Source organism: Mesorhizobium sp. M1396 (genome assembly GCF_040317725.1).
In the GTDB taxonomy this organism is placed as follows: Bacteria; Pseudomonadota; Alphaproteobacteria; order Rhizobiales; family Rhizobiaceae; genus Mesorhizobium.
Map to the genome: position 1 here is coordinate 1 of NZ_JAMYLA010000129.1, position 3,111 is coordinate 3,111.

Genomic DNA, 3,111 nt, shown 5'->3' on the forward strand with positions numbered 1-3,111 from the left:
CGCGAGAGGCCGGATACATTTATGCAACTGGAATCGTCATCGGCGATGTCGCGAACCCTTGCACGGACGGGGCGGACCATACATTCTTTCCCACAAGATCCTTCAACGCGGCATTGTCGAGCATGGCGTCGGCCAGAAGCCGCTTCAGCCGCGTGTTCTCGTCCTCCAGAGCCTTCAGTCGCCGAGCCTCGGAGACATCCATCCCGCCGAAGCGGGCCTTCCATGTAAATCGAGGCGTCGCTGACCCCCGTGCTCGCGGCACAGATCGGCAACCGATACCCCGGCCTCATGTACCTTCAAAATTCCGATGATCTGCTCTTCAGAGAAGCGGCTACGTTTCATGTCCTGGTCCTCTCAATGGGCCAGAACGAACTTCAAACCGGATTAGATCAGAGGGGCAAGGTCAATGGGCCTCCGATCGTCAAGTCCCCTCTGAACGATATCTCATCGCCAGGATCATGCTTCTGTCCGTGGTCAGCGCGAAGGCCGCCACACCATGCCATCAGATCCAGAGCTGACAGATCAATCTAGGAAACGTGGTTTGCCGAAGCATTCACAGCACTACCCACGACCTTGCCAAGCCCTCGTCCCGGCGACGGGACCTCAGGAGAGCGCTGCCGTTTCGGCTCGCTCCGAACGCTCTATCTCCTATGCCATCGCTGCGGCCTTGCTCCAGCGGAACTCGGTCGCATTCACCCACATGCGATGGAGCACGACGCCCAACTTGCGGGCAAGGGCCACCTTGGCGCGCTTCATGCCCCGACGTATCGCCACGTCGAGCGCCCAGTGCTTCAGGCCCGAGAAGCGGGTCGCCCGCGTTAGCATGATGTGCGCCGCTTCAAAGAGCGCTGTTCGCACCATGGCGTCGCCGACCTTGCTCACACCACCGTCCCGATCGGGCTCACCGGATTGATATTTTTTGAGCTTAAGCCCGAAGTAGGCTCCGACCGTACTGGATTTTCCAAACCGCATCGGGTCGTCCACCGCCGAGCGACAGGTGGGCGCAACCGAGGCCCCGACCCCAGGAGTGCTCATCAATCTGCGGCAAACCTTGTCAGCGCGCGCGATCTTCAGCATCTCGCGATGGAGCTTAGTGAACTTGCACCACAACGCCGTCCGCGCCGCCAGCATCCCACCAATCACCGTCTCCAAAGTGACGTGCCCTGCTGTCAGCTCCCGGATGCGCGCTTCAAACCTTCCACGACTGACTTCTCCGACCTTCAGCCCATAGCCGCGCAAGATCCCGCGGATGCTCAGTTCAACGTCGAGAAGCTTGCCTTGCAGAAGCTTGCGTCCAACAAGAAGGGCTCGGCTATCCTTGCAAGTCACCGATCTGGCATGAACCGGGCGGTACCATCCCATCCGCAGCAGTTGGGCGATCCCGCGTGCATCTTTCCGGTCGGTCTTCACCGGCGTCGCCGAGAGCGCCGCCTTCACGTGCCGCGTTTCGAGCAAAACCGCATCGCGTCCGGCGACCACAAGCCCGGCATGCAGCCATTGCGACAATGGCCCGGCCTCGAGCCCAATGCGGCCGACAGATAATTCCAGTTCGTCGAAATAGCGGACCAGTGCCTCGGGCTCGCTGGCGACCTTGACCTCGCGCACAATCGTTCCGGTCGCGTCCACAATGCACACGCTGCTCTCCTCCAGAGAGACATCGATTCGCACATAGTGTTCCATGGCTGTTCCTCTTATGATGCTTGGAGCCGATCGCTCGGACTCCGTTTCAACACCATCATTCTGAGGGACAGCCACCCAACCTGGCTATGCTCGCAAAGGCCGGCCCATTACGGCATCTAGTCTAGTCTAAGTCTAGACACCTGCCCGTCCGGTCGTCTTCCAAAATAGCGTCAGAGATCTTCTCCGCCACCATGATCGTTGGAATGTTTGTGTTGGCACGGGGGCAGAATGGCATCACCGAAGCGTCGGCGATTCTCAAGCCAGAGACGTCGCGAACGCGGCCCGACGGATCGGTCACCGCAGTAGGGTCGGAGTCTGCCCCCATCCTGCAGCTCGACGTCGGATGCCAATTGCCCATTACGTTCTGACTGATAAACCGATCCAGATGCTGCTCGTCATTAATCAGATCTGAAATGCTAGAACCATCTGTTATGACGTGCTTAATGAGCCTGCGGCGCAGGCGCGCAGAGCTGTCCATGAACAGCGACAGAACCGAGGTAAGTCCGTAATTGATGCTATTGATCTTGCTAACCCGCTTCACTCGTGCGTTCCAAGTTGAGGGAAACGGGTCAAGCGCCACCGCCGACAGTGGATCTTGCTGCATCAGGCGGGCCAGCAAACGGAAGCCGCGCTTTAATCGCTCGGCATCCCGCTTGTCGCTCAACCAGTTGAAATCCACCACCGGCTCTACGGCATGAGAGCGATCCTTGAGCACGATGGTTCCTGTCGAATAGCTGCGATTGACCCACACACAAAGGGTACCGAGGCGCTTGCCGAGCGGATGCCAAGCCGATTTGGCACCCGCCGATATTACCATGTCCGTCGAAGGGCATCCAACGTAGCCCGAAGAGTAGCGAGCATGCATTTGAATATGCCCGCTCACATTGGGTGACATGCGATCGCCCAGCTTTAAATACGCCGAAACGCAGATCGCCGGGTGCTCCTGAAGGTTCTGGCCCACACCTTTCAAGTCTGCAACAACTGGAATACCGAGCTTTGCCAGTTGCTCTGCCGGGCCTATCCCTGAGCGCATCAGTATGGCGGGTGAATGGATCGCTCCGGCGCAAAGGATCACGGTCGAAGCGCGATACGATTGCCGGCCGGACTTGTTTTCCGTCTCGACGCCCGTTATCGCGTTTCCTGACGAGGTCAGCCGCACAACTGTCGATTCCGACAAGATTGTCAAATTGGGCCGAGAGCGGACGCTTTCGGACAAGTAGGCCATGGCAGCGGATACCCGGTGACCGTTGCGGTTGGTCAATGGAACGACGGAGTAGCCGTCACCAAATTCGCCGTTGAAGTCCGGCCTAAAATGAATACCCAGAGCGTCATATGCTTTCGACACCGCTCGGATAAAGCCGGACCAGTCTGATTGCCGCACACGCTGAATTGGCAGGGGACCTTCCTTGCCGTGAAATTCGCCCTCGAAAT

The 3,111-nt window shown here is 58.6% G+C and carries 2 protein-coding genes and 1 pseudogene; all 3 read right to left on the bottom strand.

The features are described from left to right. Positions 1–79: 79 nt before the first annotated feature. Positions 80–342, bottom strand: a pseudogene (locus NKH02_RS34195) (transposase); the annotation flags it as partial. A 306-nt stretch (positions 343–648) separates the two neighbouring features. Then, positions 649–1,680 (bottom strand): IS110 family RNA-guided transposase, encoded by a 1,032-nt coding sequence (locus NKH02_RS34200; protein WP_352884232.1) that lies wholly within the window; start codon positions 1,678–1,680, stop codon positions 649–651. A gap of 121 nt (positions 1,681–1,801) precedes the next feature. After that, a partial coding sequence (locus tag NKH02_RS34205) for a GMC family oxidoreductase (RefSeq protein WP_352884233.1) occupies positions 1,802–3,111 on the bottom strand: 1,310 nt, incomplete at its 5' end.